General features: G+C 61.1%; 40 protein-coding genes. 9 read left to right on the top strand and 31 right to left on the bottom strand.

The features are described from left to right. The 31 genes from ACHWRX_RS15740 to ACHWRX_RS15890 form a co-directional block, all read right to left on the bottom strand. The coding region (locus ACHWRX_RS15740) for a hypothetical protein (protein ID WP_394659888.1) at nucleotides 1-1,493 on the bottom strand (1,493 nt) is incomplete at its 3' end. A gap of 11 nt (nucleotides 1,494-1,504) precedes the next feature. Beyond that, nucleotides 1,505-3,421 (bottom strand): hypothetical protein, encoded by a 1,917-nt coding sequence (locus ACHWRX_RS15745; RefSeq protein WP_394659889.1) that lies wholly within the window; start codon nucleotides 3,419-3,421, stop codon nucleotides 1,505-1,507. Nucleotides 3,422-3,480: 59 nt separating this feature from the next. Next, nucleotides 3,481-4,203 carry a hypothetical protein gene (locus tag ACHWRX_RS15750; RefSeq protein ID WP_394659890.1) on the bottom strand — a complete coding sequence of 241 codons (723 nt, stop codon included), beginning with the start codon at nucleotides 4,201-4,203 and terminating at the stop codon, nucleotides 3,481-3,483. A 409-nt stretch (nucleotides 4,204-4,612) separates the two neighbouring features. Next, on the bottom strand, nucleotides 4,613-4,969 hold the full coding sequence (locus tag ACHWRX_RS15755; RefSeq protein WP_394659891.1) for a hypothetical protein: 357 nt from the start codon (nucleotides 4,967-4,969) through the stop codon (nucleotides 4,613-4,615). 158 nt (nucleotides 4,970-5,127) lie between these two features. Beyond that, entirely contained in the window at nucleotides 5,128-6,519 is a 1,392-nt protein-coding gene (locus ACHWRX_RS15760; RefSeq protein ID WP_394659892.1) for a packaged DNA stabilization protein, read from the bottom strand. Beyond that, on the bottom strand, nucleotides 6,516-6,968 hold the full coding sequence (locus ACHWRX_RS15765; RefSeq protein ID WP_394659893.1) for a hypothetical protein: 453 nt from the start codon (nucleotides 6,966-6,968) through the stop codon (nucleotides 6,516-6,518). The genes ACHWRX_RS15760 and ACHWRX_RS15765 overlap by 4 nt, the downstream gene beginning before the upstream one ends. Beyond that, on the bottom strand, nucleotides 6,968-7,396 hold the full coding sequence (locus ACHWRX_RS15770; protein ID WP_394659894.1) for a hypothetical protein: 429 nt from the start codon (nucleotides 7,394-7,396) through the stop codon (nucleotides 6,968-6,970). The genes ACHWRX_RS15765 and ACHWRX_RS15770 overlap by 1 nt, the downstream gene beginning before the upstream one ends. Then, complete coding sequence (locus ACHWRX_RS15775) at nucleotides 7,396-7,926, bottom strand: hypothetical protein (protein ID WP_394659895.1); 531 nt, start codon at nucleotides 7,924-7,926, stop codon at nucleotides 7,396-7,398. The genes ACHWRX_RS15770 and ACHWRX_RS15775 overlap by 1 nt, the downstream gene beginning before the upstream one ends. Continuing rightward, a complete protein-coding gene (locus ACHWRX_RS15780) occupies nucleotides 7,923-9,218 on the bottom strand; it encodes a hypothetical protein (RefSeq protein ID WP_394659896.1) in 1,296 nt (431 codons plus the stop codon). The genes ACHWRX_RS15775 and ACHWRX_RS15780 overlap by 4 nt, the downstream gene beginning before the upstream one ends. Nucleotide 9,219: 1 nt before the next feature. Then, entirely contained in the window at nucleotides 9,220-9,576 is a 357-nt protein-coding gene (locus ACHWRX_RS15785) for a hypothetical protein (protein ID WP_394659897.1), read from the bottom strand. A 43-nt stretch (nucleotides 9,577-9,619) separates the two neighbouring features. After that, nucleotides 9,620-10,066: a hypothetical protein gene (locus tag ACHWRX_RS15790; RefSeq protein ID WP_394659898.1), complete on the bottom strand. Its 447-nt coding sequence runs from the start codon at nucleotides 10,064-10,066 to the stop codon at nucleotides 9,620-9,622. 11 nt (nucleotides 10,067-10,077) lie between these two features. After that, nucleotides 10,078-11,373, bottom strand: coding sequence for a P22 phage major capsid protein family protein (locus ACHWRX_RS15795; RefSeq protein WP_394659899.1), 1,296 nt, complete (start codon nucleotides 11,371-11,373; stop codon nucleotides 10,078-10,080). 137 nt (nucleotides 11,374-11,510) lie between these two features. Next, nucleotides 11,511-12,335, bottom strand: a complete 825-nt coding sequence (locus ACHWRX_RS15800) for a hypothetical protein (RefSeq protein ID WP_394659900.1) — start codon at nucleotides 12,333-12,335, stop codon at nucleotides 11,511-11,513. Nucleotides 12,336-12,504: 169 nt separating this feature from the next. Beyond that, a complete protein-coding gene (locus ACHWRX_RS15805) occupies nucleotides 12,505-12,681 on the bottom strand; it encodes a hypothetical protein (RefSeq protein WP_394659901.1) in 177 nt (58 codons plus the stop codon). After that, the gene (locus ACHWRX_RS15810; protein ID WP_394659902.1) at nucleotides 12,678-12,884 is read right to left on the bottom strand and encodes a hypothetical protein; all 207 of its coding nucleotides are present in this window, start codon (nucleotides 12,882-12,884) and stop codon (nucleotides 12,678-12,680) included. Before ACHWRX_RS15810 ends, ACHWRX_RS15805 begins: the two co-directional genes overlap by 4 nt. A gap of 30 nt (nucleotides 12,885-12,914) precedes the next feature. Continuing rightward, nucleotides 12,915-14,990: a portal protein gene (locus tag ACHWRX_RS15815; protein WP_394659903.1), complete on the bottom strand. Its 2,076-nt coding sequence runs from the start codon at nucleotides 14,988-14,990 to the stop codon at nucleotides 12,915-12,917. A 101-nt stretch (nucleotides 14,991-15,091) separates the two neighbouring features. After that, nucleotides 15,092-16,429, bottom strand: coding sequence for a phage terminase large subunit (locus tag ACHWRX_RS15820; protein WP_394659904.1), 1,338 nt, complete (start codon nucleotides 16,427-16,429; stop codon nucleotides 15,092-15,094). After that, a complete protein-coding gene (locus ACHWRX_RS15825) occupies nucleotides 16,413-16,778 on the bottom strand; it encodes a hypothetical protein (protein ID WP_394659905.1) in 366 nt (121 codons plus the stop codon). The genes ACHWRX_RS15820 and ACHWRX_RS15825 overlap by 17 nt, the downstream gene beginning before the upstream one ends. Next, entirely contained in the window at nucleotides 16,771-17,034 is a 264-nt protein-coding gene (locus ACHWRX_RS15830; RefSeq protein WP_394659906.1) for a hypothetical protein, read from the bottom strand. Before ACHWRX_RS15830 ends, ACHWRX_RS15825 begins: the two co-directional genes overlap by 8 nt. 168 nt (nucleotides 17,035-17,202) lie before the next feature. Next, complete coding sequence (locus tag ACHWRX_RS15835; RefSeq protein WP_394659907.1) at nucleotides 17,203-17,400, bottom strand: hypothetical protein; 198 nt, start codon at nucleotides 17,398-17,400, stop codon at nucleotides 17,203-17,205. Nucleotides 17,401-17,686: 286 nt separating this feature from the next. After that, nucleotides 17,687-17,830 carry a hypothetical protein gene (locus ACHWRX_RS15840; RefSeq protein WP_394659908.1) on the bottom strand — a complete coding sequence of 48 codons (144 nt, stop codon included), beginning with the start codon at nucleotides 17,828-17,830 and terminating at the stop codon, nucleotides 17,687-17,689. Between the two features lie 61 nt (nucleotides 17,831-17,891). Further along, nucleotides 17,892-18,503, bottom strand: coding sequence for a hypothetical protein (locus ACHWRX_RS15845; RefSeq protein ID WP_394659909.1), 612 nt, complete (start codon nucleotides 18,501-18,503; stop codon nucleotides 17,892-17,894). Then, nucleotides 18,430-19,248, bottom strand: a complete 819-nt coding sequence (locus ACHWRX_RS15850; RefSeq protein WP_394659910.1) for a hypothetical protein — start codon at nucleotides 19,246-19,248, stop codon at nucleotides 18,430-18,432. Before ACHWRX_RS15850 ends, ACHWRX_RS15845 begins: the two co-directional genes overlap by 74 nt. Next, nucleotides 19,245-19,613, bottom strand: coding sequence for a hypothetical protein (locus tag ACHWRX_RS15855; protein ID WP_394659911.1), 369 nt, complete (start codon nucleotides 19,611-19,613; stop codon nucleotides 19,245-19,247). Before ACHWRX_RS15855 ends, ACHWRX_RS15850 begins: the two co-directional genes overlap by 4 nt. Continuing rightward, a complete protein-coding gene (locus ACHWRX_RS15860) occupies nucleotides 19,610-19,969 on the bottom strand; it encodes a DUF1064 domain-containing protein (protein WP_394659912.1) in 360 nt (119 codons plus the stop codon). The genes ACHWRX_RS15855 and ACHWRX_RS15860 overlap by 4 nt, the downstream gene beginning before the upstream one ends. Continuing rightward, a complete protein-coding gene (locus ACHWRX_RS15865; RefSeq protein ID WP_285139498.1) occupies nucleotides 19,966-20,223 on the bottom strand; it encodes a DUF2312 domain-containing protein in 258 nt (85 codons plus the stop codon). The genes ACHWRX_RS15860 and ACHWRX_RS15865 overlap by 4 nt, the downstream gene beginning before the upstream one ends. After that, nucleotides 20,223-20,591, bottom strand: a complete 369-nt coding sequence (locus ACHWRX_RS15870; RefSeq protein ID WP_394659913.1) for a hypothetical protein — start codon at nucleotides 20,589-20,591, stop codon at nucleotides 20,223-20,225. The genes ACHWRX_RS15865 and ACHWRX_RS15870 overlap by 1 nt, the downstream gene beginning before the upstream one ends. A gap of 254 nt (nucleotides 20,592-20,845) precedes the next feature. After that, nucleotides 20,846-20,986 (bottom strand): hypothetical protein, encoded by a 141-nt coding sequence (locus ACHWRX_RS15875; protein WP_394659914.1) that lies wholly within the window; start codon nucleotides 20,984-20,986, stop codon nucleotides 20,846-20,848. Next, nucleotides 20,983-21,147, bottom strand: a complete 165-nt coding sequence (locus ACHWRX_RS15880) for a hypothetical protein (protein ID WP_394659915.1) — start codon at nucleotides 21,145-21,147, stop codon at nucleotides 20,983-20,985. The genes ACHWRX_RS15875 and ACHWRX_RS15880 overlap by 4 nt, the downstream gene beginning before the upstream one ends. Beyond that, the gene (locus tag ACHWRX_RS15885) at nucleotides 21,144-21,575 is read right to left on the bottom strand and encodes a hypothetical protein (protein WP_394659916.1); all 432 of its coding nucleotides are present in this window, start codon (nucleotides 21,573-21,575) and stop codon (nucleotides 21,144-21,146) included. The genes ACHWRX_RS15880 and ACHWRX_RS15885 overlap by 4 nt, the downstream gene beginning before the upstream one ends. 35 nt (nucleotides 21,576-21,610) lie before the next feature. Next, nucleotides 21,611-21,739 (bottom strand): hypothetical protein, encoded by a 129-nt coding sequence (locus ACHWRX_RS15890; protein WP_394659917.1) that lies wholly within the window; start codon nucleotides 21,737-21,739, stop codon nucleotides 21,611-21,613. Between the two features lie 438 nt (nucleotides 21,740-22,177). Here ACHWRX_RS15890 and ACHWRX_RS15895 point away from each other — a divergent pair, with 438 nt between their 5' ends. The 9 genes from ACHWRX_RS15895 to ACHWRX_RS15935 all read left to right on the top strand — a co-directional run bounded on the left by ACHWRX_RS15895 (nucleotide 22,178) and on the right by ACHWRX_RS15935 (nucleotide 25,070). Further along, nucleotides 22,178-22,624 carry a hypothetical protein gene (locus tag ACHWRX_RS15895; RefSeq protein WP_394659918.1) on the top strand — a complete coding sequence of 149 codons (447 nt, stop codon included), beginning with the start codon at nucleotides 22,178-22,180 and terminating at the stop codon, nucleotides 22,622-22,624. Nucleotides 22,625-22,954: 330 nt separating this feature from the next. Continuing rightward, nucleotides 22,955-23,260, top strand: coding sequence for a hypothetical protein (locus tag ACHWRX_RS15900; protein WP_394659919.1), 306 nt, complete (start codon nucleotides 22,955-22,957; stop codon nucleotides 23,258-23,260). After that, nucleotides 23,257-23,490 carry a hypothetical protein gene (locus tag ACHWRX_RS15905; RefSeq protein ID WP_394659920.1) on the top strand — a complete coding sequence of 78 codons (234 nt, stop codon included), beginning with the start codon at nucleotides 23,257-23,259 and terminating at the stop codon, nucleotides 23,488-23,490. The genes ACHWRX_RS15900 and ACHWRX_RS15905 overlap by 4 nt, the downstream gene beginning before the upstream one ends. Continuing rightward, entirely contained in the window at nucleotides 23,490-23,732 is a 243-nt protein-coding gene (locus tag ACHWRX_RS15910; protein ID WP_394659921.1) for a hypothetical protein, read from the top strand. Before ACHWRX_RS15905 ends, ACHWRX_RS15910 begins: the two co-directional genes overlap by 1 nt. A 40-nt stretch (nucleotides 23,733-23,772) precedes the next feature. Beyond that, entirely contained in the window at nucleotides 23,773-24,093 is a 321-nt protein-coding gene (locus ACHWRX_RS15915; protein WP_394659922.1) for a hypothetical protein, read from the top strand. Beyond that, nucleotides 24,090-24,380 carry a hypothetical protein gene (locus ACHWRX_RS15920; protein ID WP_394659923.1) on the top strand — a complete coding sequence of 97 codons (291 nt, stop codon included), beginning with the start codon at nucleotides 24,090-24,092 and terminating at the stop codon, nucleotides 24,378-24,380. Before ACHWRX_RS15915 ends, ACHWRX_RS15920 begins: the two co-directional genes overlap by 4 nt. Beyond that, entirely contained in the window at nucleotides 24,377-24,646 is a 270-nt protein-coding gene (locus ACHWRX_RS15925) for a hypothetical protein (protein ID WP_394659924.1), read from the top strand. The genes ACHWRX_RS15920 and ACHWRX_RS15925 overlap by 4 nt, the downstream gene beginning before the upstream one ends. Further along, entirely contained in the window at nucleotides 24,643-24,900 is a 258-nt protein-coding gene (locus tag ACHWRX_RS15930; RefSeq protein WP_394659925.1) for a hypothetical protein, read from the top strand. Before ACHWRX_RS15925 ends, ACHWRX_RS15930 begins: the two co-directional genes overlap by 4 nt. Then, on the top strand, nucleotides 24,897-25,070 hold the full coding sequence (locus ACHWRX_RS15935) for a hypothetical protein (protein ID WP_394659926.1): 174 nt from the start codon (nucleotides 24,897-24,899) through the stop codon (nucleotides 25,068-25,070). Before ACHWRX_RS15930 ends, ACHWRX_RS15935 begins: the two co-directional genes overlap by 4 nt. Nucleotides 25,071-25,211: the final 141 nt, after the last annotated feature.

Consider the following 25,211-nt stretch of genomic DNA (forward strand, 5'->3'; position numbering starts at 1 on the left):
GACTTCTTGACGCCAGACGGGACCAGCTCATCGATCAGAACATCAGTGGCGGCATTACGAATGCCGTCCGTCTCAAGCGGCAACGCCTCCCCGCCTGCTTCCTCTGCCAGTCGGTACAGGCGTGACACACCCTCCTGTCCGGCATCGCGAAGTGCGCGAACGGCCTCTTTTACCTGTTGGCCGCGATCAGCGGCATTGCCTGCATCAGGCCCGAACGCGTTACGGAACCGCGTGATTGCGTTCTGAATCTGATCTTGCTGCTGACGGAAGAATCCGCGTGCTTGCTCACCCTCGTTCGTGGCGGACACACGCAGCGAATTTTCGTCATTCTGAATTTGGAAATCTTGCTCAGCTTGGCCGCGTGAGAGGTTGATGTCTTCACTAGCGGCTTCTGCATATCGACCTTGTGGCGTAGTCGGAGGGGGGGTATCTGCGGCCTGGGACAGGCGTTCGGCAATGCCCCCCATAATGGCATCGGTACGCGCGTTCAGGTCGGGTGCAACCGGCGCGTCCTGTTTCGGGCGGGCGGGCTGGGTAGCATCACCCTCAATATCTCGGGGGCGATTGCGGACAGCCTCACGCGCTGCCTGGCGCTCCGCTGGGCTGCGCGTGTCGCGATTCGCTGAGACCCGTGCCCGCGCATAGGCATCTAGAGCCTCACCCTCGCTCACGCCCGCACGCATCGCTAGTTCGTGCGCCTCAGGCGTCAAACGGCCGTCGCGACCAACTGCCACAGCGGCGGGGATGCGGGTGGCAAAAGCCCGCGCTGCTGCAAGCCCGCCGCCAAGCCCTCCTGCTAGGCCGCCGACGATCGCACCTGGCGTACCAGCCACGTCACGGCCACCTTCAGCACCAAGGCCGCTGGTCATGCCCGAAACGGCATCAACAGCCGGGCTTGAGGCCACTTGACGAGCGACGTAGCCCGTCATGCCGCCTGCGCCACCTGCGAGCGAGCCAACGCCAGCTCCAGCCAAGCCAGCGGCAGCGCCACGAGCGCCCGCACTTAGATAGCGCTCTGTATCAGTGATGGGATCAGGCGCGCCGGTCCAGTCGCGGAACGTCTCGCCGAGATCAGTGCTGAGATTACTGCCGGTGAGATAGTTGATGCCAGCATTCAGCGGATTGCCGATGATGCCCAGCAGGTCGCCCACGCCAGCCGCAACGTCACCAACCCCACGATAAAGCGCCTGTCCGGCAGTCTCTGGGGCTGCGGTGGCCTCTGGCGTTTCGTTGACGGTGCGCACGCCAAAATCCCGGCCCTGACGCGCAGCAGCCATGGCAGCATCCAGCCCGGTAACTGCCGCAGGGTCGATACCCTGGGATTGCAGAAACGCATCAATGTCCGCACGCGGGACCTTCTGCCGAATGAGTGCATCAATGCGACCACGAATATCGGCAGGAGACATTTGTGCGGGCTGCAATTGCGCATCGGCGGGCAGTTCTTCGAAGCCCTCCGGGATCGGGTCAATCTGCGCGTCAGCAGGGAGTTCCATGTAGCCCTGCATCAGCGAGCGACCACGCGCTTGCCGTTAGGCAGCTGGTAGACCGGTCGCCCCTGGTAGGTGCCAACGAGCTTGCCGCCTGCGGGGCCACCGGATGCCTTCGCGGGCTGACCTCCGCCTGCACCACTGATGTTGCCACGCAGTCGTGCGATCTGCTTATCAAGCGCAAGAACACGATTATGGCCGTCGATCTTCATCTGCTTGATAGCGGCCTGAAGCTGCGGCAGCGTCATGGCGTTGTTAAGGATTTCCATCGCCTCATGGCGGGCGCTGTCCGACGTAACGGCACCACCAGACGCACCGGAGGCGAGTTTGGCGTATTCGTTTGCAGCCGTGTTGACTGCGACGTTGAATGCCGAGACTGCGGGATCGCCTTTCAGGCTTTTGCGTCCGCCCTGGATCCAGCGATTGAAGACGGGCACGCTTCCACCAACACCCTGCGGTGCAAGGCGCAGCACTTGATCGACGTTGCGCTGGAAGGTGTCCTCAAACCCAACGGTCGCCGTGTACTGCTTCTGAGCCTGAAGCAGAGCAGAGCGGTTAGCTTTGACATCAGCTTGCGCGAGATTGCTATCGCCGCCAGAAATGCCGCGACCGCTCTGGATCTCCGCAGCCCGCTTCAGGATCGCACGACGCCATGCGGACGATTCTTTGCCACTCCCCAGCTGGGGCAGGTCCCCACCAGCCGCAATTTTTTCGGCGTAAAAGTCGACGCTGGCTTGGTCGACGGGGTTGGAAGCGTTAGGCTGAGACGTGAAAACTACGCGCGCGCCCGGCGCGCCAGAACTGACGTTCCCACCGCCACGGACTGCGCCGCCTTTGCCAGTCTGCCCGCTCTCGAACTCGCTCATGGCCTGCGCCAGCCGTGGCAACACGGCGGGGGTAAGCGCGTCATTCGGGTTGACGTTCAGCTTCTTGGCGACATAGCTGATGTAATTGTTGACCTGCGCGTCGGTGTTGTCGCCGCCATCGGCCTTGCGCGGCGCATAACCGTGCGTGCGACGCCCAGCCGGGCCAACGCCCTGAATGATTGACGCGATCGTGTTCTGCCCACGATCAAGATAGCGGGTCTTGAGCAAATTCGACTGCGCGGCCGCGCCGTTCTCGCGGCTGTCGAAGACCGCGTAACCTGCATCATCCGTGCTGACATAGCCAGGGAGCGAGCGCGTGTAGGCGGACCCTCGCAGATTGCCGGGGTTATTGTTACGGACGCTGCGGGGCTGACTGCTTCCACCAGTCGCCCCGGCACCGCCAGATGCTGGACCACCTCCTTTCGATACTTCGATGAGAGATTCCGAGCCGTCCGCGTTCTTCACGGTCCGATATTCAGCGCTTTCGGGGTCGCGATAATCGACCACGAATTGCCCCTTGTCGTCATAATGGCCAATGGCGCGGCCCACGACCTGACCCTTACGGTCGGTCGCGGTGCCATACTCGCCAAGCGTGCGAGCAGCCGTGTCAGGATTAGACGCAGCCACGATGGCATAAGCCATGCCCTTGGCGGCCTTGATCTGGTCAGGATCGCCACTGTCGAGCATCTGTATGATGGCGAGATCGTCGGGATCTGGTTGGTTGCCCGAGGCCTTGTCCGCGTCGATTGAGCGCTGGACGATAGCCTTCGCCAAGTCGGGCCGGTTGTTTGCCAGCGCCTGATTGATCTGGGCAGCCGTCCCGACGACCTGACGCCGCTGCTGATCGGTCAGTCCCTGGGCCGCATCAGCGATGCCCTTCAACTGCGGGTGCTTGGCTGCGAGACGCCAATATGCGTCAGGCGTAGCATTGCTACCCAGCCCTACCATGTCCCGCTTAAGCTCTTCCTGCGCTGCCTGCTGCTGGTCGAACACCGTCTGCTGCTGGCGCGCCTGTTGGGCAAGGATACCCTGACGCTGCTGCTCGCCTTGGATAGCGAGAGCATTCATGCGCAGTTGGTCGTAGCTGGGTAGCTGACCTAGCGCCCCAAGATAGCCATCAAGCTCCATCAGAAGATGGACCCCAGCGCTTTGCTGAGACTAAAGCCGCCGCCCCCTGCGCCGGGAAGGCCCGCAGAAATAGCGCTGTCAAGAAAGGAACCGGCGTTCTGCCAGCCCTGTGCGTTGATACGGCCGCGCGCGAGATAATTGTTCGCTTGCGCCTGCCCAATCTGAGTCGTCAGCCCGGCCGCGTTGTTCGCATTGTTGGCGCCAAAGCTGGCGACAGAGCCCGTTGCTCCCAGGCCAAGGCCAGCGACGCCGCTCAGGTTGGAAAGCTGGTTCTGATAGACGTTCGCCAGCACGTCGGAGCCGAAGTCGGCAAGCCCCCGCTGCGTGTTGCCGCCACGAATGCCACCGGTCGCTGCGGCGTTCTGAAGCAGGGCTTCTTCGCCATTGCGATAGAGCGATTGGTAAAGCGGACCTTGCGGCAACTGGGCAATTGCTTCAGCTTGGCGATCACGGCCAGCCTGCGTGGCGCCCAATTCGCTAAGGCCGCCGAGCCCCAGAAGGGCAGAGAGGTCGCCAATGGCAGCCGTACCCGCTTGGGTGTACGGCATGTAATCGCTACGAGTCTGTTGGAACTGCTGATTGCCGATATCAATGGCGCGGTTCAGGGCGGCCGTCTGCGCCTGCATTGCCTGGTTGGCGGCCTTCTTCTGAGCCCCGCCTCCAAACAATCCGCCAATGAACGAGAAAAGGCCCACTGAGACACCCCGGTTCAGTGACGCCACGGCCGCGTCATTTACTCGCGGGTCTACACTATGTTACGTGGGCTTCTCGTTCACGGGTGTCTTTTGGTGTCTTACCAGAGAACCTCAGTCGCAGTTATTGAGAAAGTTTTGCGCGAGGTACGCATTGCCAGCGCGTAAAGCTGTCAAGGCCAGCTCTTCGCAGGGCTGAATAGCCCTGGATGGAGCACGGCTCCTTTGTCGTTTCAATTCGCTTTCTTGATACGACGGTGTGACACCCAATGCTCCTGAATAGCCATCCAAGCGTGGCGACGAAGGGGTTATCGGCTTTGGTACTGGAAACGTTGTCGTGTCACAGACCACTTGATTGTAGACACGACGGCACGTTGTTGTTTGCTGCTGCTGTGCACTAAGAGCCAATGTCATCACGAGAGCCAACATAACCGCCTCCCTAAGCCACCCGCACCTTCAGCGCGGAAGCCGTGCGGTATATCCCACCAAGCGGGACCCCGCCAGTAGCTGCGGCAGCATCATCCGCAAACTCGCTAATGCCGTCCAGTCGCGGGGCGTATAGGGTTTTGTTCTGAAGCGTCTCGGTGCCCGACCGGGTTGCCAGCGTGCCGGTTAGCGGCAGAACAAGGCTGGTCCCGCCTTGCGCAGTAAGCTGAACGCGAAACCCGCCCTCAACATGCGCAACGGCGTCGCTTACCGATACGGTGAACTTACCGTCTGCATCTTGGACAACGATGCCGTCACCGGGCGTGAAAACCCGCTCGGCAGTGAGCGTCGAGTTAGGCGCGAGAACCAAGAAGGACGCATCCTGTAGGGCTGTCGTAGCTTCGGCATTAACTCCCGTCGCCTCCTGTGTCTCTGCGACTGCCAAGCTCTGCTGTTCGAAAGCGGCAACAAGGCGAGGATTGCCAAGCGCAGCCGCTAAGAGATCGCGCGGAAGGGTAGGCGCAGGCGTCATACCGACAGAGGCCTTGCCGTTACCTCGCACGCAGCAAAGCCGCCTAGTGCCCGTGAGAAGCCTCTGAAGCGAAACCCGCAATAGTTGCGCATCCGGAAGTGCGGGCGCCACTGGATACGCTTCGTACGCTCCCCACGAGCTCCGAGCGTCACAACGCGCTCTTGCGTGAACGTGCGACCATCGCGAGTGATCGACATAAACACGGCCGATCCTTCGCTTTCATCACCCCGGCCCGACAGGCTGACAAGCTCGACCTTATCAAGGATCGCCCCGCGCGCCTCGTTGTAGATCAAGCCCGCATCGAAAGACCATTGGGTCGTCTCGCCAAAATGCGAGCTGATAGAGGCGTCAAGGATGGCGATGGCAGGGCTATTCACATCGCCCACCATAGACTTGCCACCGATTTCAACGGCATTACGCAGCCTGTAACGCTTGCCCGCCCCGGATTGAGCGCGATACCAGATGCTCTCACCTGCGGCTTGCGATGCTTTGGCAAGAAACACCCATGTCTCTTTCGAAAGGTGGACAAACAGCCGCATTTCGTCACGCGATACGCGCCGTTCCAGAACAATGCCTGCTGGGTTCTGCTCGGCCGCCAAGGCATCATCAACCGACCGGGTGCTGATCTTGTCCGCCGTGCCTTGGCCAGCCACGTAGACGCCAAGCGCGTCCCCACGCGACGATCCTACGAAAGCGAACGTGTTGCCGAATAGGCACTTAGCGGATGCCGAGATGCAGCCGGTCTGGATCGTCGCGCCACGAATGGTCTGAAACGGGAACCCGTTGCCGCCTTGGTTGGCGAAAACCTGAATGGTGTTGCTGCCCAGCACGTAGGCCTCGCCACGCAGCTTGACCAAGCCCGTAATGGGGTCAGGATCTGCCTCTGCCGAGCCATATTTGAGCGGCTTAACTTGGTAGGGGTCGTTCAACTCGGTGACGACGACGACTTTGCCGTCCGTCGACATGGTGTAGCCGTCAATCCAAATGGCATCGACGCTAACGCCCAAATCCTCGTCCACGATCTGCGTGAGGTTCGAGCCATCCCAGTAGTAGATTTTACCCGACGATCGGAGGATCAGCCGGTCAAAGCTGTAATCCAGTCCGACCGGGCCAGCGCCGCCAACATCGCCAAGCTGCGCCACAATGCCAGCAGGCGTGACGGTGACCAGCTTCGTACCCATCACCCGGTAGCAGATACCGTTCCATTCAATGCCACCGCGATCAATTCCAGGCCCGGTGCCGATCTGTGAGGCGCCCGGCGCCGTCCGAAGCTGCCCCCGGCTAATGCGGCTGTTTACAATGATAGGTTCGAGGTTGACCGGATAGGCCAACTCAAATTCCGCCTGCTCGTTGGACGTGACGCCGGAGACAATCGACACCTCAGTCATCGGGCGCGGGTGCTCCACGGATACAAGCCGCGTGACCTGCTATCACCGCTACCCAAATTCGTGTTGCCCGGCACTTCCATGACCGGGATGACCGCGTATTGGGATTGCAGCGTCATCAGGCTACGTGACATGGCGCGCTTAGTCTCATCGCTCAGGCTATTGCCGATACCGGGCGCGATGCGCAGGGCAAGATACTGCGCCACCGCATTGATCGTGTCATCAGGCAAACCGCTCGGCTCTTCAGCCAGTCCCACGCCATACGCAGGCTGCGTGTAGCCCAGCTTGTTCCACGGATGCTCCAGCATCAGCGCGTTCAGCTTCCGCAGCGCGACTGTCTGCTCTTCGGGCGTCCGGTCGAACTCGTATCCCGCCAGCCCACAGTCATCAAACGCGAGTTCAATGATGTCGCGCTTCGGACGCCCAGAAGGAATGGAGATTGTGACGGTCATCAGCTGGCCTGCCAGTCGACCTTGACGCCACTGACGGCGGTCGCGTCATAAAGCTTCAGACCGGTCAGCGCGGTCACGATGGCGTTCACACCCGTGACGACCTGCGTGACCAGCGTGAGCGCGCCCGATAGCGGCGTGAGAGCGGGTAGGGCAGCCGTCATGCGGCCGCCCTTGATAGTCACACCCGTGTAGATGCCCGCCGAGCTGGTAGTAAAACTGCCATCCACGACATTGCATATCACCACGTTATCGCCGGTTGCGACACGCGGGGTAAGTTGCATGAACGGCTCGCGGTTCGCCTGCCCAGTCATGTCGATCGGCGGAGTGAACGTCAGCGTAACGCTGCCAGCCGCACCAAGCGATGCCTGCCCGCGCCGCTTGGGCGACCGTGCCTTCAGGTCGTTAAGACTGTCTTCCCCGGTATACATCAGCGCCCCCGGTGAACGCGCTGGACAAGCAGCGCCTTGTTGCTGAGCGTGACCGGCCCGTCAGCGGTCACGTAGATCGTTGCGCCATTGGCTGCGAAGGTCGAGCGGTTGAACGCGGGCAGCGGATAGGTGATCGGCATCGCCACCATAGCCCCATCGGTCAGCGGGAATTTGTGGCTGTCGAGCACGCCGATCGTCCCGCCGATGTCGAATTCAATCAGCAGCGACGAAGCCGTGGTATCCTGCGGCGTCACGGTCATCTTCAACCGAATGTTGATCGCATCGCCATCGCGGCCGGGAATCTTGCTCGTCGCGGGGTTCCAGAACGACCCGACCTCCGCAGGCACCTGCGTTTCGTCCTTGGTGGTAGCCGCATTCGTCCAGATCGTCCGAACGCCAGCCGCCAAAGTCTGCACAGCGCTGTCCGCGTAATTCGCCCAGCCAGGCGTGGCGTACAGAGGATCGGTCTGCGCCTTGATCGCATCCACAGCAGCTGCGCTGGCAGGAGGGGTGATGCCGATGCCGCTCACAGAAAGCCTCCGTTCGCCAGCTGCTGGCGGATGATCGGATACATGGCGTCATGGCCGATCTTTTCAGGGTGCGTGCCGTCCGTGGTGTATCCCGGCGCCTTCCAGATGTTGCCAGACGCCTCGATCGCTGCGCTGTCATCTAGATATAACCCGATCGTGCCGTCCGCGAGTGACGCTGCAGCCTTCGCGTCCATAGAGGCTCGCCAGCTCGGGAAACTGCCACGAGGGGTCTGATTGGTCGTGGTCGCGTAATTGTCCGTGCTGTTCGACTTCACATGCGCGCGAACGACAGCGGTACGCAGGATTCCAGCCGCTTTGAAATAGCCGTTGATCGTGAGGAAATTGGCCCACGTATCATCGGGCGACGCGCCGTTGGTAAAGTCGTTACCGCCGTAGCCATTCACCGCCACGCCACCAGCTGCATACTGAAGGTATGTGCGCCGACGCGTGCTGGCGGAGATGAATTGGTTGCTGGCCTCGCTGCCGACAGCCATATTGATCCACGGGTATTTGGTGCCGCCACCATCGGACAAGGCACGGCGCATATATGCGCCTGCACCGTTCGCGCCATCCCCCGTTGCGTCGTTGTTGGCGTATTCGATCGAAGCGCCGCAAATGATGAACGGCCGCGCCGCGCTGGGGGTGATGGGCTCGCCGAGCAGGACGGGCGGCGCGTAAAGGCTGTCGATCGCCGTCCAGCCAGTTCCGCCGGGCATTGGGCCAGCGACGCCGATCGCCGTCGCGCCAGAGCCATCGCCGCGATTATAGCCCTGCCCGCTGATGACGGGGGAGAACGTCGCGTTGTAGAGGTAATGCGGCGTCACGCCGACAGCATATTCACGGCGTCGGACGATCCACACCAGCGCCCCGGCCGGAATGTCAGGGCAGCCTGTATGCGGATCGGACTGAATATCGACAGCGCCAGCCGCTACTGTGCCCTTGGCCGCGCCTCCATATGTGCTGACGTACGCCACCCCGTTATATTCGATATGCGAGCGGACGAGATAGCTCGGCGCATCCGGCTCTGAGCCGGGCAGACCACGGAACGCGTGATTGCTGATCCGAGCCGTGCCCGCCTTCACGCCTCCTGGGCCGATGAAGGCTCGCGTTCGATGCTCATGGATCGCCGTCCCGGTCGTCACGGCGGAGCCTGTGAACAGGTAATTCACCTCGCCAGCGGTGCCAACGACACGCAGGGGGTTGGGCGGGGGAGGCGCAGGCGTGAATCCAAGCACCTGCCCAGGAGCAAGCGGCCAGCCCGCCGCGATCCCGTAGGATTTGGGGAGCACCATCTTACGACAGGTTCGAATAGACACCAGTCAGGCTGGTGCTGTTGGGGTTGTAGAGACGGACGGACGCGCCTTGACCGATGACGACGCCAGTGGTGCCCGAACTGGTCCGCATCGCCACATCTCGCCACGTCGATCCGTCAGAGCCGAGAGCTTGGAGCGTCACGCTGGTGCCCGTGAACTGCACGTCCCAAATGTAGCTGCCGCCCTGAACGCCGGTCACAGGCGTGGTGCCGGACGTTGCCGCGATCGTCGCGTTGTTGGCGAGGGTGTAGGTCGAAGCGGTTGCGCCACTCTTATCGGCAGCGACCGTCGCGACGTAAAAAGGATCCTTGGGGCTGTCGCCGATACCGCTGCGCATGGGCACCTCAAAAGGTAGGGCGGCACTAAGGCCGCCCGGAAGGTCAGAGCTTGGTCACGCTCGTCGTGTCGTTGGTGTAGGGCGGTCCTGCGTCCGTCACCTCATACGGGCTGTCGACGCCGATCTGCTTCATGAACAGCTTCACCCAGTCGGTGCGGTTCTGGCCTGCTCGCTCCAGCGAGAGAAGGCCGGCCACCTTGTCGTCGGGAACATCGCCGTTCTTGAACGCCTTCTTGAGGTCCTCGATCGACCAGTCGATCAGGTGCGCCCACTGCTGGATCTCGGACTTGCCCGGCCAGCGGTCGACGGCGGGCTCGCCCGGCTGGACGCCATCGGTCAGACCGATGTAACTGTCCTTCGCGGACTCCTTGACCGCTTCCTTTGCGCCTTCCTTGCGGGCCGCGATCTGCTCCTTGTCGGTCAGCGCCAGCCCCTCAGGCGCATTTGCCTCGAGGTTCGCAGGCGTCGTGTCTGCCTTGTTCGTTGCCATATCAGCCTCCATCACGCCTGGTTGAACATTTCAGCGCCCGCGAACTGCGGATTGAGCAGCGCCGTGCCGAAATCCACGTCCCAGCGACATTTGACGCCAAGATCGTTGATTTGCCCCTGGCGGGTATAAGTGATCGCAATCCCCAGCGTCGGGGTGGTTGCGCGCATCACCTCCCAGCCGTCAGCCGGATCGACCGAGAACGAACCCGGCAGCAGGAGCAGGCCAGAGCCTTGGAAGAAGGGGTTCAGTTCTGCGGTGGTGGTGTTCAGCCAGGTCAGCGCTGCACCGTTGGCGGGCGTTGCAGTGACGTTCTGATATTCGCGACCGCCGATGGTGTTGCCGCCGTTCGAGATGATCGCCGGAGCCACGGTCAGCGTGTTGTTCGATGTGTTCACCGCGATGACGCGGAAGGTCTGGAGCTGGCCAGTGTCCTTCTTCGAGATCATGTGGACGCTGTTGACGCCCGCGATCGTGAACGCATCACCCTTCTTGATTGCGGCGATGTTGGCGGCCGTGACGACCAGCTGCGAATAGCGATTGTCACGGTTCGTGACTTCGCCCGCCGATCCCTGAACGGCCGGAGCGCCTGCACCGTCCTGCGTCGCGGCAGGTTCCCAATACTGGTTAGCGCCATTGACAGTGGTCGTTCCGCCAGCAGCCGCAGCCAGACGAATGGGCTGATCGTCCTGATAGACACCGAAGGTCGCGACGTTCGAGTTGATGAGCGCCTTGCTGTAGGCGTCCTGCGAACGGCTCGTGCTTTCCGCACGATTGGCCAGGTTCGACACCATGCCGATGCTGGCGCGGATGCCGACCATGTAGCGGCGGTCGTCCAGCGGCACACCGACTTCGGTCATCGCTGCATTGGCCAGCGCCACGTCATCAAAGCCGGTCGGGGCAACAGTGCGCTTGACGAAGATAGAACCTTCCAGCGCGGCGCGATTGCGCAGTTCGCCGTTGATGTCAGCCGCCAGCTTGACCTTCGCGGCGTTGCCATACTGAGCCAGCGCCGTCTTGTTGCGCAGGTTCTTGGCACTCATGATCTTCGGGCTGGACTTGTGGAAGCCGACCGAGACGGGAACCGAAAGCTCAGTCAGGCCGTCGAAGTTGTTGGTCTGGTCGAAGCCGTCATACGACGATCCGATCATGGGAGCCGGGACCCAGACACGATCGCGGGTGTGAACCATCTCTTCGGGCGTCAGCGGCTCATACTTACGCGCCATCTTGGCGTAAGTCAGCTGGTCCTCGAAACCCTCGATCATGTCGTCGAACATAACCCGCTCTTCGCGGGTGAAACTGGTAGCCATGCAAACCTCCGGATGAGACGAATGGCGGTTGCCCGCCCTTGCACTCGTCTCTCCCGTCTCAGCCGGAGGTCGCTGGTTCGTGCCTGCCCACTATACGCCGCTAGACTGTCGCGACTTAGGGGGTCTTTTCGGTGTCTTTACGCCGATGCTTGACGCTTTTCGCGGCGGTACTGAATCAGCTTCGTGCGATCGCCCGTCCGGTCAGCCTCAGCCTCAAGCTGCTGTTCGTGCTTGTCCGTGGTGCTGGCGCTGATCGCGCTCCCTCGAACCGCCCGATCCGGCTGGGGAGGGCGTGCGCGCTTCGTGACCTTCATGGTTGCCTCCAGTTTGCCGATTTCCTTAGCCAGCTTCAGCGGGTCTTCGATGCCCGCCAGTGACGCCAGGCGCGTGGGGTTCTTGCCCGCCGCGTAGATGACCAGCGCCGGGTTATCCGCGATCTTGGCGATGACCGCCTGCTGGATTTCAGACAGGCTATCGAACGCGGTTGCTTCGGCCTGCTCCTTATCAGCGAACGGCAGTTTTGCCTTGGCGGTGGCATAGCCGGTCTTCACCTGCTCCCACTGCTGCGCCTGCTCGCGCTGTGCGGCCTCCAGCCGCTGGTCCTGCTGGCGGCGCTGTTCCTTGCGCTCTTCCCAGGCGTTAAACTCCTGGTCGAACCGATCGCTGTCATAGTCACAGCCCTCGAACGTCGGCTTCTCGCCGACCTCAATAAGCTGCTCGGCCTGAGGGGCCTTGCGGCTTGCGTGAAGCTGCTTGTCACGCTCACGGATCTGCTGGCGAAGGTGGCGAACGAGGTCCGTTTCCTGCTCGGGCTCAGCCTCGTCGCCAACGAATTGGAGGATTTCCTCTTCCTGCTGATCGTCATCGCCCTCGGCATCGTCCTGCTGCTGATCGTCCCCTTGCTCGACTTCCTGATCCTCGGTCAGATCCAGAATTTCGTCTTCCTGCTGCTGTTCGCTCATGCCTCGGGGTCCTCATGTTCATGGGGGGCGACCAACTCCAAAACACTTGCAAAGACGACTTCGACAGAGCAGCTGCGATAAAGTTCGCTCCGGGTGATCAGTTCAACTGCCACCCCGACAGCCCACGCGCGCCATTGCGTTTCATAGTCGGCGCTCTCCGGAGCCGGGATCATGCCTGGCGCTCCACTTGAAACCGCCAATCCCCCTCAGGTGGCTTGCCAATAGCAATGACGATAAACTCGCCATCTCGAGCGCCCTGAGAAAGAATGGACGAGATGCGATCCGGAATGATCGCGGGGTCTTGACCGCGCTTCAATGTCAGCGGCCACACCTTGATTTCGCTCATGCGGCGTTCGCCTTCTGCAAGGTCGCCTTGTGGTGCGGGACCGTCTTCCAGCCCTCAGCCTTGGCCGCTTCCTCAGCGTCGCGGCTATCGACCACACGCGTCTCATTCGCGAACTCGTTGCCGATCTTGACCGGCCCGTCGTGGATCATGTGGTCGTCGTAAGATCCGATGCGGTAGAGCATCTTGGGGTATTCGCTGTTCATGTCACCTCCTCACCCGTAAGCCGGTGGTCGCTATGCGGCGGGCTGCTGTTCGGCCTGTCGTTGCTCCTGCTCCCACGCCTGTATTTCCGCACCAGTTCGGATGCGCTGCGTGGTCGTGTTTTCCTGATCGTTTGCGACCTCCATCGGCCGCAGTCCGGCATCGACACGCTCACCAGCCGCCTTGGCCTGGTTAAGCGGGATACGGGATGCGATTTCCTGCGCAGCCGCCATGTCCTTAACGGCACCGGCCTTGAGCGCTCCAACCTGAGCTTCAGCCACCATTGCGGCAGGATCGGGCTGCTGCTGTTGATTCTGCTGCGCTTCAGCCATCTCTCGCTGCTCGTCCTCGGTGGGCTCGACCAGCCCGAGATTGAGCGCTCGCTTGCGCTGCCATTTCTGGAAGTCGCCAAGGCCCTCGCCATCCATATTCATGGATGCGGTAATAAGAGCAGCCTGAGCACCCTCCATGTCCTGCGCGCCAACGGCCATCTCAGCGAAGCCAAGCATTTGCTTGACCGTGCGGTCACGCCGGGTGGCGGTCGCCTCCGTGACGGTGGCGATGACCTTGTATTTGCCAGTGGCGAAGTCGTTGCGGGTCTTCAGCTCAGGGCCGTCGTAATATGGCTCTTGGAGGATCGCGGTGCCGTCGTCGCCATCCTCGGTCATCGTCTCGACCTCGCGGCCTTCCTCGACGTAGATTTCCCGCGCCATCGCCAGATACAGCTCACCCTCGCGCTGGACGGACTGCCGGTTATTGTCGAGCAGGACGCCGGACTTCGCATCTACGCGTGCAGCCGCAATATCCATCGCATCGGCGGACGTGTTGGCGCGGACTTCCTCAGCGCCGTCGTTGTCGTCCTCGGTCACGTCGCGGTTTGCGATCTCAAGCAGCGCTGCGAGCGTCTGAGGAACCTGGGGCGGCTCGACCTTACCAATCGGGCCGGCCGCCACGATGCCGCCCGTGTTCGGGTCGATGAGCGGCTGCACCAGCGCATAGGGGTGACGGTCAATGTGCGAGCGCGCCCATTGCTCAGCAAGGGCAGGGGGCATCTGCTCAGCCGCGAAGATCGGGCGCTCATGAGGTGCCAGCGCCTGGATTTCCGCCAGCCGCGACACCATCGCCGCATACAGCCGGGCGCTATCAATCTTGGCGCTGGTCAGCAGGCCCGTGAACCACTCGACGCCATCAACATAGGCGCGGTTGCCATAGACCGGTACGATCGGGATGTTGCCGCCCGCGATATGGCCGCGATCCTCCAGCACCTCGGCACCGGACAACACATATTTGCGACAGCGACGACGGGTGGCTTTGCGCTTCCGCTCGGTCCAGCCCAACGCCAGCAGATCCGCGCGATCCTCTGCGCTGATTTCCTTCTGCCAGTGGCGCTGTTCCTCGCCAGTCGCCTCAAGCTCGAAAATCAGGACGTATTCGTCCTTCTCCTCAATCTCGTAGTACTCGCAGACGGCAATGAAATCCGCCTGAAACCAGCCCATCCATGAGCGGTTCGGCACGCCGTTCGGCCAATCGACCATCTTAGCGTCTTCGTACTCTTCCTCGAACGCCTCACGGGTCATCTTGCGGATGACGAAGGCATAGCGCGCGTCCGACTTGTCATACTGAACCGCGCCCGGATCGAAGAACACGGACTGGTCCGCGTCCACGATCGTATCGGCGGGGTTGATACGCTGCTCGTCGCTGTCCTTGTCGAGCGGGTCAGCCCATTCGTTGCAGAGGCGATAGGCACCGAATCCACCCGTGCACGCCTCGCTGAATGCATTGTCGCGGCCCTGCTGCGCCTTGAAGTGCTGGCTGTCTGCACGGTGCATCCCGTCCAGCGTGTCAGCCGTGTCGTTGTCGCTCGATCCGCCAGCCGGGCGGAAGTCAGGAACGATGCGATTCTGCCGATAGTCCGTCTCAGCCTTCCGGATCGCCCGGTTGAGCTTGTGCACGTCGAGCTTGATGACCTGCTCGAACTGGTCCCCGAACGCGCCTTCCCATAGCGCGCCGGGAATGTTGGCGATGCGCCGCGCAAGCAGCGCCAACTCACGCACCGGAAACTGCGGCAGCACCGCCTCGTCGAAGCGCTGCATAGCGCGAGCGTGCACCTTGTCGTGCTCGTTGCCCTCAGGGGGTTCGCTCGGCTCTTCCTGCATCAGCGGGAAGATACGGCATCCCCCCTATGTACCGCGCGGTGTCTTTTGGTGTCCTATCGTCGGGCTATAGAGGGAATCGAAACCTTGGCGGGCGGCTCCTGACGCGGCCGTACGATCGCCGGGAACAGCTCAGCCAATGCCCAAATCAGCGCATCGGCTCGGTTGGGGCTGTCACCGCCCATGTACCCATAAGTGCTGAACGCCGTGAGCTCTTCTTCCATCTCCACGAACTGTCCGACGTGTCGCACCTTCCCCTGCTCGTAAAGCGAAGAGAACGGCTCAGCGCGAACCACCTTGCCGCGTGATGCTGTGACCTGCTTGAAAGGCGTCCGAGAGCGTGCGGCCTGGACAGTCGCATTGACCATTGCCCCACCGTAGTTGATCTCGCCAACTACCACGTCCGCCTGATGGCGATCGTACGCCGTCGTCGCCACACGCCCCCATGTCAGTGGCCCGGCTTTCACCGTGCAGTCCTCTAGCACATAGGCATTCCCATCTGTGCCAAGGCCCGCAACGACGATGCCGATCGCGTCGTTGTCAGCATTCGCCTCATCGCCAGATCCGCTGGGATCGACCGCTACGACCACGCGAACCATGTCTGGCACAACGCCATCACGAACCCGCCAGGTCTCTATCACCTCGTCTGTGAACAGCGCGCCCGGCGTGGCGTCCGCGAACTCCCCGTCAAGGAAACGCTTTCGCATTTTGGCGGACATTCCCTCAAGGGTTTCGAGGTAATCGTCTGCAATGTTCTCCCTGTTGTCCTTGGGATTGATGCGAAACCAAGCGTAATCGTCAGGCTTGGCCAAAGGTTCTTTTGTTTCAGGATCAACCTTCTGAATGAACTGTCGGAATGACCAATGCGCTTTGGAGGGCGGGTTTTCATCGTAGTATATGCGTGGCTTCAGCGGTCGAGCTGTCAAATGCTCTCCAACTTGCTCCACACTTTGCGCTAAGCGGGTCGTTACGAGATTAATACTGGGCAGGGGAATTTGGGAACACTCATTCAGGTAAAGGGTGACGAACTCCATGCCCAATATCTTTTCGGCACGTTCTTTGTCATCTAGCCCGCCAAACCAAATCTGAGCGCCGTTCTCAAACGTCGCGTACCAGTCGGTCTTGTCCATTTTAAACGTAACGCCGGGAAAAGCGATCTGCATGACTTTCGGGAAAGTGTCATTGATAATCGACGCTTTCACAGAGTTAAAGCGATACCGAAATATTCCATGCCGCGAGTTAGGCGCTTTCAACGCGCGTAGAACCACATTGCGGACAAGCAGGAATGTTTTGCCCGACCGCGAACCGCCAAGTAGCATGATATGCTTTGCTGGACCTGCACAGACCACCTGCGCTTCCGCCTGCTTTGCCGTCAGCCTAAATGTCGTCGTCATGAGCCTGCATCGGAATGAGAGCAACACCGCCCTTGTGCGTCACATCTGTCTTGTCGCGCCAGTCGTCAGGGAAGCGGGCAGCCATTGATTTTCCGTACACGGAAGCATTGAATTTCGGGTCAGCCAATCCGTCTTGGCCAGCATCCTCCCACCATCTCTGCGCCAGATCCCTCGCACGCGTCATGGCGTCCAGAAATTCAGGATGAGCCTCCTCCCAGTTGTGGAGCGTCTGGCGAACCACACCGATCTCTGATGCGATCCATGCCCGTGATTTGCCCGCACGACCCCACTCAAGCACTTTTGCGCAGTACGTGGGATCATACGCTGTCGGGCGCCCAACTTCACCCATTAGCCCGCTCCTTACGCCGCATCTTCTTCAACCGCTGCTTGACGCTTTCAGGCGTCCGCCCGAGCTTGTCCGCCACCTGGGGAATGCTTGACCGAAGCCGCAAGCGTTGCAGCGTGCGGTCCTCCTGCGCCGTCCAGCGACGCCGATTGTCCTTCCGGCTGTTCAGCGCTGTCAGCATGTTGATGTCCTCATCGCTTAGCAGACCAGCCCGGCTGAGCTTGTCCGCGAATACATGGGCTACCGTTCGCATGTTCATCACCTCACCCCTCCCTGCTGTCGCGCTCAAGGGCGCGGCCACGACGGAGACAAGTTACGGCAAGCCTTATCGACGAATTTCCCTCAACGGTGGCTTTTGAATAGTGGTTCGGCGCGCAGTCACCACCATTCCACCGCTTCATGCCCTGCGGTATGCTCAGGTCGTCGCTCATGCTGCGTCTCCAGGAAGCCAGCGAATGTCATTGACTGCGGAATGGCGTGCATCGCGCTTGACCCGGCCATCCTTTTCCAAGCGGCGTAGGGCGCGATTGGCTCGTGGCGTATCCCATCCCATTTTTTTTGCGATGTGGTGCGTGCGAGCGCCTGTCCCCAGCATCTGCATGATCTTGTCGTCTGTCGTGCTCACGCCCCCGCCTCCTCGCTGGTGGGGAGGGCTTTGGCGAGGGTCTTGCGAATGCAGGCGCACGTTGCCTCGGTGCCATCGAACGTCTCCAGCATGTCGAGAGCCTGTTGAAGTCTCATTGCCATGTCTGGGGCCGCAGCGATGAGCCGAGCATTCGCATCGCGATTGGGGCCGCCACAGGCCGCGATATTCTTTCGGACCTTCGGTTGGTCGGGAGCAACAACAATTCGACCTGTCGTGGTGCCGGGATGGTCGATCCAGGGACCCGGAATGTGGTTAGCCTTCACAGTCACTCTCCCATCATCTTGAGGTAAAATCCGACCGTCTCGGGCGAGAGGCCGTAGTGCTTGGCTGCAGCTTCGGGGCGCTGCATGGCGGCAAGGCGGATGTCCTTGCGCTTCATCGTGTCCAGGATGAGCTTCATGAGGCTCACGACCGCACCCCCGATTGGGTCCGCACCGCACTGGCAGCCGCGCTGGAGGGGTAGGGGGTCATCACGCCGCGATGCCCTTCTCAGAGCGTTTCTTCTCGGCTTCCTCAGCCTCGATCGCGTCGAGCACGTCAGCGCTAATCCCTATGGCAAGGTAGTCGGCGCGCGTCGGCTTGCGGCATGGACGGTTCGGATCCAGCGACATGGGCGCCGGGCGTCCGGTCGTGACATCCGCAGCCTTGGAATACCGGCCGACCGAGAATTTCTTGCAGATGGCGTCCACTTCGTCGGAGGTCGGGCGCTCGCCACCAGGTGCTGGCAGAACATTCGGAGCATTGTCCGCCCCTTCCCAAACCCGATTTGCCGCCGTGCGATTATGCGAGGCGCGCAGCCGATCAACTTCCTTGATGATCGCCGGGACGATCTTGGACGGGTGATCAGCCGTCGACATTGCCGCTTTGGCACCAGCGCGCAGCAGGTCGACCGGGATGTCAGCCAAGGCGATCGTGGCGCTTTCGAGCCAGATGTCCTGTGCGTCGCCAGTCATGCCGACCGGCGCGACTAGGCTGAAGCACGGCGTGATGATCGAAATAAATTCCTGCTCACTGGGCAGCACGGCGTGCGAGCCAGCGTTCAGCGGCGTCGAGCGTCGTACTTCTTCCGCCCGACGAGCCACCTGACCCACCGTTTCCGCCCATACGCTGGGACGTTCCGTTTCGTGATGGTACTCGGTCATTCGAGTTTTCCTTGATCGATGGGTAGATGGCCCCGTGTCCTCGCCTGGTCGCTGCTTCGAGCAGGCGGCCGGGCGGCCAGTCGGGTTCGGTGTTGCGGGCGATGTCTTCGAGGAAGCCCTTGTGGGCGGTGGCCGTGTTGGTCAGGCGCTTGCGCTTCCGGTTTTGCAGGAAGTCGGCCCAAACGGATGGGTCAGCCCAATCGGGACGCGGAAAGGCATCGGAACGAGCGCGAGCGGGGGCGGCCGCAGGCGCGCCCTCTCTCTCTTCTTTCTTCTTATATTCTTTATCTTCTTGTTCTGTGTCTTGCGTCTGTCTTGCGTCTGTCTCATCCGGTGTCTCGCCGGTTGTCTCGCCAGCATCGCTATAAGACTGAAATCTGTCGTAATTACAGATGGTTATGACCAGCACGCCGGTCTCGCTAACTGTCTCGACCATGGTCTCGGATTTGAGACGTTTCAAAAGCCGTTCTACCCAACCTTTGTCGCGGTCCATGGCGTCGGCGAGGTCGCGAACAGACATAGCCAGTTGCCCACGGTTGAGGCTCAAGGCCTTGCCCTTGTAACGGACGCGGGTCGGCTTCCAGGCGGCGCGCAGGACCATATAGGCGAAGGCCATGGCCTCTGCGTCATTGCGGAACGCTGGGTGCCCGATCAGGCTGCGGTGGAAGCGGGCGTAACCGATCATGCCGCCACCTCAACCGCATAGCGCTTCCACGTCTTGCGCAGAGCATTGACCCATTCCATCGCCGCAAGGCGCGCAGCGGCGCTATCAGCGTTGTCAGCGATCCATTGATAGGTATCGGCCATGTCCCGCAGCCAGCACTGCGCGAAGGCGACGGGCGGCTCCCCGTGCTGGTCTAGCCGGGCGTCAATGATAGCCGTGGTGTGGTCGAATTTCTCCGGCGTAAAGGCGTCCTCATCGGCATGACGTGCAACCGACAGGCGCGCGGTCATGATGATGGCCCAGGCCCCGAAGTGGGCAGCGTCGCCCTTCTCACGCAGCGCGTGAATTTCAGGCTGGACCCGCCAGTTATACGCCGGGACACTCATTTCTTCGCAGTCCGCTTCTTGCGCGTGCGAGGCGGATAGAGCGTAATTACGACGCCAGGGTGAGTGGCCTCGACCAGCTTCTTCTTCAGATTGAAGATGCGTGTGGTGACACCCTTAACGTCTTCGACGACACGCAGGTCATCTTGCCGCCAAGCGAAGTCGGCGAGGTATTTGCAGATCAGGTCGCCATTGATCCGCACATCAAACCGAGGCTGCAATTCGAGATCGCTGATGCGACCGGCCGCAACCAAGGCGTGCAGATCGTCACACCGCCGGGCTTCAATCTTGCTGTCATGCAAGTGCCCGGTGCCGCATTCGGTCTTAACCGCGCGATATTTGGCGCGTGCAGCGATCACAGCAGCGCGTACTGCATGCCGAGGGCAGACAGGTATGTCTCAAGGATCGCCTGCTCTTCCTGAACGTCCTCACGCTTTTTCTTGCGGATGGCTATCACCTTGCGGATGATCTTCGGGTCGTAACCGCGCGCCTTGCCCTCAGCGAACACATCCTTGATGTCGTCCGAGATGCCCTTCTTCTCTTCTTCCAGCCGCTCAGCACGCTCGATCAGAAGGCGCAGCTCATCGGCTGCGACGTTGGAAACGTTCGACATTACAGGCTCCCTGTGGCGACGCCGCCCAGCGTGAAGGCTGGCTCGGCTTTGGATTTGTGATGGATCTCGACCAGCTTGCTGCCGGAATTAAGCAGGGCCATCTGCCGCTCGAATGGGCTCAGTTCCCGGAGGCGACGGCGCTCTTGAGCCGCCATGTCGCGCTCGATGATGCCACGCGCTTCGTCAGCCGGAATGCCACCGCGACGCATACGACGGTACTCATCGCGACGCTCTTCAGGGAGCCATGCAAAGCGCTTCGCCAGACGCTGGGCAGCCTGTTGCTTTGCCCAGGTCGACCAGTCGCGATCAGTGGTTTTGTGCCAATCACTGAACTGCTTGGCGGCGCGCTTGCAATGCGCTTCCAGCATCTCGGGCTTTTCTTGGAACGCCCGCTTTTTGGCTTCGCTGACCGCTTGGCGTGCAGCCGGGTCCGCATAGCGATCTGTCATGATCTTCGACCGCAGCGCGCGGAACTCAGGGTCTTCCATCTTCGCGGCGAGGCCAGCGTGCCAGCGCGCTTTGTACGCCGGATCCGCGTAACGGCGCTTCGTGCCACAGGACCGGCAAAAACCGCTCTTGTTCTTAGGACCGAGCGGCGCGGTGCAATCGGTGCAAAAGCCGTTCATGCCTCAGCGCTCCGGTAACCCTTCGACCACTGACGCGAATATTCGGTGCCGAGCGGGTAAGGGTTCGACTGGAAAGGCTGGCCCTTGAAAGCGGCAACAGCGCCATCAAGGCGGGCCTGCTGGAAGGCGGGCTTCATGACCGCCACCCCATGCTGACGGTGCGCCCGGCCTCGACCTCACGGCGCAAAGCGTCAGTGGTGGCGCGCTGACGATCGCGGTTGATGCCCTGGCGAGCGCGCAGAATACGTGATGCATCCGATGCGGACGGCTCACGTGTGAAGAAGCGGAAGGGGTTCATGCCGCAGTCCCCCGCACCGAAGGCGACAGCGAGCGCAGCAGGCCGTCGATGGCGTCGCGTGCGTCTTCCAATGTCGCGCGATTATCCCGCACTTCCTTGGCACTGATCTCGCCGTCGTCTTCCAGCGCCTGGGCAATGGCAAATGCGGCCTTGACGACAGCCGACTGCACGTTGCGGCTACCGCGCTTGTTCGGGCGGCTGTCGTGACAGAGGCGGTCGAGCGCTCCATCAAAGCGCCCATTATACTCGCGGCGCAGACGGGCGTACGTGATCAGATCCATCGTCGCTGACCCGGCGCAATACTTTGCAGCCTGATCCGCGCTCTTGTTCATGACGGCGCCCATGTCGTCATAGGTCAACCCGTCTTCGCGGCGGATGACCATCAAGGCATCGCCAACAGTGTCCAAAATGGACGAAGCGGAAAACACGACGCGTTCCCGCTCGGTCTGTATACGGTTTGGCATTAGTTGGCCTCCCCATGAGTGAAATCGATGACAGGATCATTGGCGGACGGCGGGATGGCGCGGGCGATCGCGAGGATCAGCGCGCACGCCACGACCAGCCAGCCGGTGAGGAAAAGAGCGATGTCCATGTCTCAGCCTTTCCAGTGAGTGTCAGAGCAGCCGCACAGGACCGCGCCGCAGCGGGCGCAGGTCGGGGCTGGCGGGGCCTGATCGCACGTATCAATGGCCCAGGGCGTGAAGCGTGTGCCGGTCAGCGCTTTGCGGAAGCGGATCGGGCTCATGCGGCGCGGCCTTGGGCTTCAAGCTCGGCAAGCTTTTCAGAAGCGCGCGTGAGCGTGTCGACGCGAAGGCTTTTACCAGCCACCAGCTCCCCGAGCCGAAGCCCATTGCCAAGCAGCTTGCGGGATAGCGTGCTTGGGCTGACGGCCTCTCTCTCGCAGTACGAGTGAGCACGCGCTATGAACTGTGCTACGTCGGTCATGACCCAAATATGTAGAAAACTACACACTGGGTCAAGTATATATCTACACTCGCATTACACCCCTTTAACGGTGCACATGCGAGCCATGTCGTACGATTATGACGCCCTGCGCGAGCGCATCAAAGCGCGCATCGAAAGCACGGACGGCCTGAGCGTCCGAAGCGTGTCCCTGAGCGCTGGGGCAAGCGACTCTTTATTGAATAAATTTCTGACCAAGCAGACAAATTCCCTCAAACTTTCGTTTTTGGGGCGTGTCGCTGATATCCTTGAGATTACCCTTGAGGAGCTGGTTGCCGGTAAGCCGCTTACCTCACGGCTTACATGCGAGGAAATTGACGCCCTGGCAGCATCGGCAGCCGATGAGATTCAGCCGTCAATGTCGATCGCGGAGATTCGCTCCACTGTGACAGCAGCATTGCGTGACCGGCTAGAGCTCGTTCTAGTTGATCGCGAAGAGGCTGGTCATGAGGTGCCAGAGAAACTGACTGGCAAAGCTGGTCAACCAAAGCCGCCCACCAGCGCAGCCGTTTAGGCAACACCGCGCAGTCGACTGGGCAAGGGCTACAGCCACCCTTGCATGCAGGCCTATTAAGCATCAGCGGCTGACCGCTAGCCATAATCTCTCCTTGGGGACAAGCGCGCTCGCCCGATTCGGTTTGCGTTCTCATAATGTTCCGAATTTTCCAACATTCCTACAGATATTTATGCAGATCAGTCATTTTGTAGCTATCATTTTGTAGGTCCGTTTTCGGACCGATTAAGTAGAATCGATTGAACGCATGGCAATGTGTAAAAAAATACATATGCCTATTGACGTGTAGAAAACTACATAGCATTATCCCCTCCATCAACGGAGGTGGACATGCCCCAGGATAAAACTCTCGAAGCGCCAGACGGTCGGGCCACTAAGGTCCTAACGTTCAGTTCGTCATCCAACATCACCATCAGCGTTCCGGTGGCTCCGGTTGGCTTGAGCGAGGATGGCACCGAGGCTGAGCGTAAGCTGGTTGAGGCGCCGTTAGGTTCACACGCACTCTTCTGCCAAGCCCGCATGTGCGGCGACTGGTATGCGGAATTTACGGCTGGCAAGCGTATCGCTTGTGCTGTTGCTGAAACGCAGCCTGCTGCCATTCGGCTTGCAGCTTACAATCTGAGCGCTTCGGCATGACCGCCCTCACCACAATCACCGAAGCACTGTGGGATGGCGTGTCACGCTATGCCGAGATCGCTGACCTGTCGGACAAGCACTGGCATGTCCGGGTCCGCGACGGGATGCCTTTCGAGGTCCGCCGCTGGGGCTGTGGCGTCGACTGCGTGGCTATGGGTGGCGCGCATCATTTCAGCACGCTGGACGCTGCCAATCAGGCTGCTGCTCGCTGGGTGGGGGAGGGGCTGTGATGGCGACCGCAGTCTTCACCCTGACGCGCTCTTTGCCCGCGCTGGTCATGGATTTGGCCACCACTAAGCAGCGCCGGGCCACCCTGGACGCCGACATGTACGGCACCGACCCGACCAACGCGCAACTGTCGCTGGCTGACGAACTGGACGCCCGTGTCGAGGCACTGGAGCGCGAGTTCGACGCCGCTTTTTACAACATCGCCGGGGTGTCTTGGCACCTCGCAGAAGGAGCGCGGTCGTGATCCGCGCCGCCATCACCCTCGCCACCGGAAAGGACGCATGATGTTGAACTGGTTTCGCAAATCGTCTGACGCTGCCGTCGATCCCCGTGATGCGCGGATCAAGGAGCTAGAGGAAGACAACCGCTTCCTGCTGGACCGCGCAAAGACTGCCGAGGCCCTGCTTCAGACGCGTAACAGCCAGATCGCAGCGCTGGAGCAGATCAACGCGGATCAGTCTGCGCAGAACCGAAAGCTGTTCCAGCGCAACATGGAACTCGCCACGCAACTGGCGTCGTTCATCGCGCGTCGCAAAGGTGCTGGCGGTCGCTTCGTCAGCACGAAGCAGAAGCCGCAGGTGCTCGGCACGGTGGTGTCGGCATGAGCACGGTGGAGAACGTCGCGGACGTGCTGGATGCCGCTGCTGACATGATCGTCGAGTGCGGTTGGACGCAAGGCGCCTTCGAGGACAATGGTTGCTTCTGTCTGGATGGCGCAATCATGCGCGCGAAAGGCGTTTACGACACGTTGCTCGAGCTTGACTATGTTCGTCGGACAACCGGTTGGCCCAGCGCCATCATGTGGAACGACGCCCCCGAGCGCACCCAAGAAGAGGTCGTAGCCAAGCTTCGCGAAGCCGCCGCTCTTGCCCGCCAGGAGCAGGCAGCATGAGCATCGCCCGCACCATTCAGATCAATGATCTGACGCCAGACGAGTTAGCGATGCTGTTCACCGAAATGGACAGCGAGGATCAGGCCCGGTTCTTCGCGACTGTCTGGATAATAGCCAAGGACTGGCCCGGCGCAGGCTGGTGTCAGCAGTCGTGCGGCATCGTGCAGGCGAGCACTAGCGATGCCCGCGAAGCCATCCGCACGCTCGCCTCTCACCTTCCCGCCGATGATCTGGCGTGGATCGCAGCCGCAGGAGCAGACGCATGACCCTCGAACAGCAGCTTTCCACCCTGCTTGCCAAGCATGACCTGCTGAGCGTCGGCATTGATGCCATGACGGTCGGTGAAGACGTGCTGGTCCAAGCTAACGCCCAATGCATGGTCAAGGGTACTAGGACTGCCTTTGCAGAATCAAAGCGTGGCGGTGATGCCAGCGTCTTACTGGCTCAGGTTATCTCTCAAGCCAATGCAGCGCGCTTCGTGCCCGCCGAGGCTGAGCAGCTTTCTGGGCTAGCAGCATGATCGCCTCGAACCGCTCCTACGAGTCCGTGAGCAACGCGACCAAGCGCGGGTTCCTTCTGCCGGTCGTGGACGAACACGGCCGCCCGTGGACCGCGCGGCGTGTCATTGCCGAAGTCGCCACCGCTGTCCTGCTGTTCGGGGGGCTTGCTGTCCTTTGGTGTGTGCTGTGAAAAGGGAAGCAGTCTGCGCTTGGTGCAGCGCGTCCTTCATCGCTCGCAAAGACACCAGCAAGTTTTGCTCGAAGCACTGTGCGGCTTCTCGCCAAAACCAAGGTTATCGTGACGCCGGAGAACCTGAAGCCCGCTTCTGGG

Origin of the sequence: uncultured Novosphingobium sp., assembly GCF_964277725.1 — a bacterium.
Lineage (GTDB): Bacteria > Pseudomonadota > Alphaproteobacteria > Sphingomonadales > Sphingomonadaceae > Novosphingobium > Novosphingobium fluoreni.

Bases quoted from the DNA above. Each gene is read 5' to 3' on its own strand.
- ACHWRX_RS15895 (WP_394659918.1), top strand. From the start codon at position 22,178: ATGTCGTACGATTATGACGCCCTGCGCGAGCGCATCAAAGCGCGCATC.
- ACHWRX_RS15875 (WP_394659914.1), bottom strand. From the start codon at position 20,986: ATGAAGCCCGCCTTCCAGCAGGCCCGCCTTGATGGCGCTGTTGCCGCT.
- ACHWRX_RS15865 (WP_285139498.1), bottom strand. From the start codon at position 20,223: ATGTCGAACGTTTCCAACGTCGCAGCCGATGAGCTGCGCCTTCTGATC.
- ACHWRX_RS15800 (WP_394659900.1), bottom strand. From the start codon at position 12,335: ATGAGCGAACAGCAGCAGGAAGACGAAATTCTGGATCTGACCGAGGAT.
- ACHWRX_RS15765 (WP_394659893.1), bottom strand. From the start codon at position 6,968: ATGACCGTCACAATCTCCATTCCTTCTGGGCGTCCGAAGCGCGACATC.
- ACHWRX_RS15780 (WP_394659896.1), bottom strand. From the start codon at position 9,218: ATGGTGCTCCCCAAATCCTACGGGATCGCGGCGGGCTGGCCGCTTGCT.
- ACHWRX_RS15880 (WP_394659915.1), bottom strand. From the start codon at position 21,147: ATGAACCCCTTCCGCTTCTTCACACGTGAGCCGTCCGCATCGGATGCA.
- ACHWRX_RS15905 (WP_394659920.1), top strand. From the start codon at position 23,257: ATGACCGCCCTCACCACAATCACCGAAGCACTGTGGGATGGCGTGTCA.
- ACHWRX_RS15795 (WP_394659899.1), bottom strand. From the start codon at position 11,373: ATGGCTACCAGTTTCACCCGCGAAGAGCGGGTTATGTTCGACGACATG.
- ACHWRX_RS15890 (WP_394659917.1), bottom strand. From the start codon at position 21,739: ATGGACATCGCTCTTTTCCTCACCGGCTGGCTGGTCGTGGCGTGCGCG.
- ACHWRX_RS15870 (WP_394659913.1), bottom strand. From the start codon at position 20,591: ATGCTGGAAGCGCATTGCAAGCGCGCCGCCAAGCAGTTCAGTGATTGG.
- ACHWRX_RS15855 (WP_394659911.1), bottom strand. From the start codon at position 19,613: ATGAGTGTCCCGGCGTATAACTGGCGGGTCCAGCCTGAAATTCACGCG.
- ACHWRX_RS15785 (WP_394659897.1), bottom strand. From the start codon at position 9,576: ATGCGCAGCGGTATCGGCGACAGCCCCAAGGATCCTTTTTACGTCGCG.
- ACHWRX_RS15925 (WP_394659924.1), top strand. From the start codon at position 24,377: ATGAGCATCGCCCGCACCATTCAGATCAATGATCTGACGCCAGACGAG.
- ACHWRX_RS15850 (WP_394659910.1), bottom strand. From the start codon at position 19,248: ATGATCGGTTACGCCCGCTTCCACCGCAGCCTGATCGGGCACCCAGCG.
- ACHWRX_RS15920 (WP_394659923.1), top strand. From the start codon at position 24,090: ATGAGCACGGTGGAGAACGTCGCGGACGTGCTGGATGCCGCTGCTGAC.
- ACHWRX_RS15825 (WP_394659905.1), bottom strand. From the start codon at position 16,778: ATGGGTGAAGTTGGGCGCCCGACAGCGTATGATCCCACGTACTGCGCA.
- ACHWRX_RS15820 (WP_394659904.1), bottom strand. From the start codon at position 16,429: ATGACGACGACATTTAGGCTGACGGCAAAGCAGGCGGAAGCGCAGGTG.
- ACHWRX_RS15805 (WP_394659901.1), bottom strand. From the start codon at position 12,681: ATGAGCGAAATCAAGGTGTGGCCGCTGACATTGAAGCGCGGTCAAGAC.
- ACHWRX_RS15930 (WP_394659925.1), top strand. From the start codon at position 24,643: ATGACCCTCGAACAGCAGCTTTCCACCCTGCTTGCCAAGCATGACCTG.
- ACHWRX_RS15810 (WP_394659902.1), bottom strand. From the start codon at position 12,884: ATGAACAGCGAATACCCCAAGATGCTCTACCGCATCGGATCTTACGAC.
- ACHWRX_RS15760 (WP_394659892.1), bottom strand. From the start codon at position 6,519: ATGACTGAGGTGTCGATTGTCTCCGGCGTCACGTCCAACGAGCAGGCG.
- ACHWRX_RS15830 (WP_394659906.1), bottom strand. From the start codon at position 17,034: ATGAACATGCGAACGGTAGCCCATGTATTCGCGGACAAGCTCAGCCGG.
- ACHWRX_RS15900 (WP_394659919.1), top strand. From the start codon at position 22,955: ATGCCCCAGGATAAAACTCTCGAAGCGCCAGACGGTCGGGCCACTAAG.
- ACHWRX_RS15915 (WP_394659922.1), top strand. From the start codon at position 23,773: ATGTTGAACTGGTTTCGCAAATCGTCTGACGCTGCCGTCGATCCCCGT.
- ACHWRX_RS15770 (WP_394659894.1), bottom strand. From the start codon at position 7,396: ATGTATACCGGGGAAGACAGTCTTAACGACCTGAAGGCACGGTCGCCC.
- ACHWRX_RS15745 (WP_394659889.1), bottom strand. From the start codon at position 3,421: ATGAATGCTCTCGCTATCCAAGGCGAGCAGCAGCGTCAGGGTATCCTT.
- ACHWRX_RS15910 (WP_394659921.1), top strand. From the start codon at position 23,490: ATGGCGACCGCAGTCTTCACCCTGACGCGCTCTTTGCCCGCGCTGGTC.
- ACHWRX_RS15790 (WP_394659898.1), bottom strand. From the start codon at position 10,066: ATGGCAACGAACAAGGCAGACACGACGCCTGCGAACCTCGAGGCAAAT.
- ACHWRX_RS15935 (WP_394659926.1), top strand. From the start codon at position 24,897: ATGATCGCCTCGAACCGCTCCTACGAGTCCGTGAGCAACGCGACCAAG.